This is a genomic window from Methanobrevibacter sp., assembly GCF_045116495.1.
Classification (GTDB): domain Archaea; phylum Methanobacteriota; class Methanobacteria; order Methanobacteriales; family Methanobacteriaceae; genus Methanocatella.
The window spans coordinates 1-5,233 of sequence record NZ_JBGULU010000129.1 but is presented as its reverse complement, the minus strand read 5'-3'; the positions used below and the strand labels follow the sequence as shown (position 1 = coordinate 5,233).

Genomic DNA, 5,233 nt, shown 5'->3' with positions numbered 1-5,233 from the left:
TCATCCACACGATATAATGCAACAGCAGAATCCAGTACAAGCAAATCCACATCATTATGGTTTTTTCTAAGCCATATTTCAATTGCTTTTAGATTATCATTCTGTTCTAAAAAATTAGTCGGTTCAAAAACAATGATATTATTAGCTACACTTGGAAAATCAGGACCTGCAATTTGTTTAATCCTGTCAATTGAAATTCCTCCTTCAGTGTCAATATAAATTACTTTTTTTCCGTATTTAGCCACATTAACTGCTAAAGTTAATGTGATATTGCTCTTACCAGAACTTGGAGGTCCAAATATTTGAGTTATTACACCCTTTTCAAAACCTCCTCCCAAAAGAGCATCCAGAGAGGAATTGGAAGGAATTTTCTGATTATCCTCAAAATTAGCTAATACTTTCATGAAGTAATATTTTATTTTTATATAATATATAATTTAACAAAATTTTATTAATATGAACATCAAATTATCAAATAACTAATTAAGGAGCCTTAACTATGGACAAGAAAATTATAGCTTTATTAATAATTTTAATTTTCTCTGTGGGATGTCTGAGTTTTGTTTCAGCCGACAACAACACAACAGACACTGCAACAGTTGAAAATAGTGAAAAAAATGTAACAGTTACAGAAGAAGATTTAACTGATTATATAACCCCAGTTCATATCACAGACAAGGGAATTGAATTCAGTGACGGATTTGTCGGATTTTGCATTGATTCCGCAAAAGGCGCGATAACAGCCAATGACAAATTTACATCACAAAACACCGGAAATGATGAAATACAAAATAATGTTAAACTGGCAATAATTGACTGTTATAAATCCGGAAAGGAAAATAACATTCAAAATGTAGTTTCACAGGCTATCAGTGGAAATAAAAACTATAATTCAGGTGAAAGTGTTGGTGATACTGCAGTTGTAAAAATCAACAATACCACAGAGGCTACATTTACATTTGAGCTTTTAAAACCAGCAGACAGCAGCCATTCAGATTGTCTGGCATATAAAGTATCTTTAAAAACTGTCGCCGGTGATGATGTGTTAGGTGCAAGCGACAATAATGTTAATGATACTGTGGAAAATACAACCGAAAATAACGTTACCACAGAAAACACAACTATAAATAACGCTACCTCAGACAACACAACCGAAAATAAAAATGTCAGTGATGAAAAGCAATTGCCATCCAACCAAACCGTCATTAACAACAACACAATCATAAACAATACAAACAATACCGTAAATATCGAGAACAACACTACAATAATTAATCAGAACAATAATACTAAAATCATCAATAAAACAAATGAATTGCCGAAAAACGCCACCCTTCAGCAAAGAATTATGAGAACTGTTGGAAATCCAATATTCTTGTTAGTACTTGTTATTGTTATTATTGCAGTTGTTGCTGTTGTAATACGCAGAAAAGGTTAAATTTAATCTTTTCTTTTTATTTTTTAGTGAGTATTTGGTTACTTTAACTTTATATATCTCCTCTAACAATGCAAATAATACAAAATATTTCGAGGTGAAAATTTTGAAGAGAAAAATACTCACAATATTAACCATACTCCTAATTGCAACATCAGGTTTAAATTTTGTTTCAGCACAAAATGAACTTGATGACATTTTAATTACTGAAAACGAAGAAGAAACAAATGAAATCAGATCAATTAGACAAAGAGAAACATCTGAAGATAATCAGAACTCACAAGAACAAAGAAATTCAAGTGAAAATAGAATTGGTGAGGAAGTAAAAGCACTTGAAAGCGGATACAGAAATGTGTCTTTTGATGACGGATACAACGGCTATTGTGTTAACCATAACTTACAATCCACCAGCAGAGGAGAAAAATTCACTGTAGAAAATACTACAAACATTATCAGTTCACGATACGGTGAATCTGTTGGAAATTACCTGAAAATATTATTTGTAGACCATTACGATTATACAATGAACCCTACAACTGACCTCTCTCAGGTCATTTGGACTTTTACAGATTACGATTATAAAAACAGCACCAATGCAATAATTAAAGCTATATTGGAAAGTGCTGCAAATGGTAGAATAATCCCCGATCATGGAGCAGTGGCAAAGATAAATAATACAACCGAAGCAATATTCGATTTTGAATTATTGAATTCCCAATATGGCAGAACCCAAAACTTTTTCGGATACAAAATTAACTATCGCACAATAGAAATTCCTGAAGACGAACCTTTAGGATCAACTCCTGAAAATAATACTGAAATAGAAAACGTAACAACACCAGAAAACAACACAGAAGAAATCCCACAAAACAACACAACAATAGAAAACGTAACAACACCAGAAAACAATGAAACAAAAGAAAAACCAGAAAATAAAACAATTATTTCAAAAAATAATGAGAATGAAACTCCAACTATAAATCAAAATCAAATTAAAGAAAATAATCTGTTAAAATATGCAACCGGAAACGAATTATCAATTATAGGAATCTTAATTTTGATTTTAGGATTTATTATATTGATTAAATATTCAAGAGATTAGTTTCTAATCTCTTATTTCCTTATTATTCTAGGATTTCTGGCAGTCAAATCCACTATTTTTGATGCATGATTTGATTTCAGCTCACCGACATCAATAACCAAGTCAACATCACAGTTTAACTGGTCTAAAATTTCATTTGGACAGGACAAAACTTCATCATCTGAAACATTTGCACTGGTGGTTGTTATTGGAAAAATACTTGCCAACCTGCATGCAATTTTATTATCCGGAACCCTTACTCCCACATATTTAGATCCGCTGGTAACGACTCTTGGAACAATTTTCCTTTTATCTAAAATAAATGTATACGGACCTGGAAGGTGGGAATTGATTACATTTTTTTGGGCAGCCGATACCTTTGCAACCAAATCAATGGCTTTCACATCCGAAACCAGTATTGACAGTGGTTTTAATAAACTCCTTTGTTTTATATCAAAAACTCTTCTAACCGCTTTTGAATCAAATATATTGGCTCCCAAACCATAAACCGTGTCAGTCGGATATAATACAATACCTCCATCAGCCAATACATTTATAGCTTCGTTAATGATTTTTTCATCAAAACTATCCATACCAGTTTTTAAAATTTTCATTTTTCTTACCTAACAATTATATTAGATAAAAATTTATATATAATTATGCTTCAATCTCTAAGACCACTTTTAACAAAAATATTGAACCCCGTCGCTAAAAACTTGAATATCAATCCAAATATCGTTACAGTAATATCCCCATTCATAGCAGTGATTGCAGCTTACGGATTTGCAAATCATATGTTAATATTGGGAATGCTGGCTATTTTAGCATCCGGATTTTTGGATGTTGTTGACGGCGCAGTAGCCCGATATCATAACAGGTCATCACCTTTTGGAGCGTTTCTGGACTCCACAATGGACAGGTTTGCAGATGCAATAATCTACATCGGAATCATTTTCGGAGGATACTGTGACTGGTTTGTCGGCGTTCTGGCAATCCACTCTGCAATTTGCGTTAGCTATGTAAGAGCAAGAGCAGAATCCCAGGGAGCGGAATGCAATATTGGAATAGCAGAACGTGCCGTTCGTATGATTATACTAATGATTGGAGCAATAATCGGATATTTCGCAGGAGATATCTACTTTACATACATCATTTACATATTAGTAATCCTATCATACTTTACAGTAGCTCAAAGAATAGTATACGTTTGGAGGCAATTAAAATGACTGAATTGGAAAGCCCGGAAAAAATAGCAAAAGACATTGCAAAATTAGAGAGAAACTTAAATCAGGTAGCAGACATTACTTTTGAAGGAAAGGAAAAAGAGGTATACGATAGAGCTATTGATTATTGGAACGATTCAAAGTATTATTTAGAAAAAGAAGATATGAGGACTGCATTCGGTTGTATTGAATACAGTCATGGTCTTTTGGATGCATTAAGGATGATTCATGGAATCATCTAATTTCATCATTCCACTCTTTTTATATTGCCGGTCAAGAATACCCTACTTATTTAAGTAGACATGAGTTGCACAAAAGGATATTTAAAAAAAATAAAAGAAAAGTAAAAATTAATGTTTAAACATCAATTTTACTGTTAATCAATGAGTCATCACCGGCCGAAATTATTTCACCATCCAAAACTTCAATAACTCTGTCTGCAAGTTTGGCTACATCCATATCATGAGTTACAATAATTAGTGTTACATTCTTATCTTCGTGTAAATCAATTAGTTGCTTAAGGATTTTGCTACTTGTCTTTGAATCTAGTGATCCTGTGGGTTCATCAGCCAATATTATTGAAGGTTCGTTTGCAAGTGCACGGGCAATAGCTACCCTCTGACGTTCACCACCAGATAACTTATTCGGTTTTATGTCTGCCTTGTCTTTAAGGCCAACATCATCAAGCAGTTTCAGTGCACGGGCTCTCATCTCCTTTGAGGACAACTTCTGTGTAAACATCGGTATTTCAACATTCTCCACAACTGAAATATTAGGAATTAAATTATGCAACTGGAAAATGAATCCAATGCTTTCAGCCCTGAACTCATTTAATTTCTTGGATGACTTCAAGTCATGGCCTGCAACACTGATAGACCCGGAATCGGGAACATCCAATGCACCAAGCATATTTAAAAGTGTTGATTTGCCTGATCCTGAAGGGCCGATGATTGATACGAACTCACCGTCATCTATTGTGAGGTTTATCCCATTCAATGCCTTGATTTTTCCGTCTTCATAGCTTTTATACAAATCTTTTATCTCTACTGCATTCATGATTTCACCTCACTCATACCTCAATGCTTCTGTTGGAGGCAATTTAACCGCCTTGAGTGCAGGATAAATTCCACCGATTATTCCGACTACAATAGCTATTGCAAATGCCTGGATGAATATCTTAGGTGTAAACAACGGACTGATTCCCATTTGAGGTCCTAAAAGAACACATGCCAAATAGCCGATTACAGATCCGATAATCGCAGAAACTATAGTGATTACCAGTGATTCGCCAACAATCATGGTCAAAATTTTTCTGTCAGACCATCCGACAGCCTTCAGAACTCCAATTTCACGGGTTCTCTCAAAGACTGACATTAACATTGTATTGATAATTCCCAGACCGCCAACCACAATGGCCAGAAGGGATATTGCCCAGGTTGATGCCTGCAGCATGTTAAGCATATCCGCCATCTGGGTCATCTCCATTACGGATGT

At 34.3% G+C, this 5,233-nt stretch carries 8 protein-coding genes; 4 read left to right on the top strand and 4 right to left on the bottom strand.

Features of this window, described 5'->3' with window-relative positions; all coding sequences use genetic code 11:
* Positions 1–404: AAA family ATPase (locus tag ACJMLH_RS06915; protein ID WP_405276085.1), on the bottom strand; the 404-nt coding region annotated here is incomplete at its 3' end.
* A gap of 95 nt (positions 405–499) precedes the next feature.
* Here ACJMLH_RS06915 and ACJMLH_RS06910 point away from each other — a divergent pair.
* Together ACJMLH_RS06910 and ACJMLH_RS06905 are read left to right on the top strand one after the other, a co-directional pair.
* Positions 500–1,438 carry a hypothetical protein gene (locus ACJMLH_RS06910; protein WP_405276083.1) on the top strand — a complete coding sequence of 313 codons (939 nt, stop codon included), beginning with the start codon at positions 500–502 and terminating at the stop codon, positions 1,436–1,438.
* 103 nt (positions 1,439–1,541) lie between these two features.
* Positions 1,542–2,537 (top strand): hypothetical protein, encoded by a 996-nt coding sequence (locus tag ACJMLH_RS06905; protein ID WP_405276081.1) that lies wholly within the window; start codon positions 1,542–1,544, stop codon positions 2,535–2,537.
* Positions 2,538–2,548: 11 nt separating this feature from the next.
* On the opposite strand, the gene ACJMLH_RS06900 is transcribed toward ACJMLH_RS06905, so the two are convergent.
* Positions 2,549–3,130, bottom strand: a complete 582-nt coding sequence (locus ACJMLH_RS06900) for an L-threonylcarbamoyladenylate synthase (RefSeq protein ID WP_405276079.1) — start codon at positions 3,128–3,130, stop codon at positions 2,549–2,551.
* Positions 3,131–3,175: 45 nt separating this feature from the next.
* On the opposite strand from ACJMLH_RS06900, the gene pgsA reads away from it, so the two are divergent.
* On the top strand, positions 3,176–3,742 hold the full coding sequence (pgsA, locus tag ACJMLH_RS06895) for an archaetidylinositol phosphate synthase (protein WP_405276077.1): 567 nt from the start codon (positions 3,176–3,178) through the stop codon (positions 3,740–3,742).
* Positions 3,739–3,981, top strand: coding sequence for a DUF357 domain-containing protein (locus ACJMLH_RS06890; RefSeq protein WP_294007677.1), 243 nt, complete (start codon positions 3,739–3,741; stop codon positions 3,979–3,981). The genes pgsA and ACJMLH_RS06890 overlap by 4 nt, the downstream gene beginning before the upstream one ends.
* Positions 3,982–4,096: 115 nt before the next feature.
* Here ACJMLH_RS06890 and ACJMLH_RS06885 read toward each other — a convergent pair whose 3' ends face one another.
* Both ACJMLH_RS06885 and ACJMLH_RS06880 read right to left on the bottom strand, forming a co-directional pair.
* A complete protein-coding gene (locus tag ACJMLH_RS06885; RefSeq protein ID WP_405276074.1) occupies positions 4,097–4,795 on the bottom strand; it encodes an ABC transporter ATP-binding protein in 699 nt (232 codons plus the stop codon).
* A gap of 9 nt (positions 4,796–4,804) precedes the next feature.
* Positions 4,805–5,233, bottom strand: a 429-nt coding sequence (locus ACJMLH_RS06880; protein WP_405276072.1) for an ABC transporter permease, incomplete at its 5' end; no start/stop codon positions are given.

Coding starts and splice junctions, on each gene's coding strand:
- ACJMLH_RS06885 (WP_405276074.1), bottom strand. CDS start 4,795: ATGAATGCAGTAGAGATAAAAGATTTGTATAAAAGCTATGAAGACGGA.
- ACJMLH_RS06910 (WP_405276083.1), top strand. CDS start 500: ATGGACAAGAAAATTATAGCTTTATTAATAATTTTAATTTTCTCTGTG.
- ACJMLH_RS06900 (WP_405276079.1), bottom strand. CDS start 3,130: ATGAAAATTTTAAAAACTGGTATGGATAGTTTTGATGAAAAAATCATT.
- pgsA (WP_405276077.1), top strand. CDS start 3,176: ATGCTTCAATCTCTAAGACCACTTTTAACAAAAATATTGAACCCCGTC.
- ACJMLH_RS06890 (WP_294007677.1), top strand. CDS start 3,739: ATGACTGAATTGGAAAGCCCGGAAAAAATAGCAAAAGACATTGCAAAA.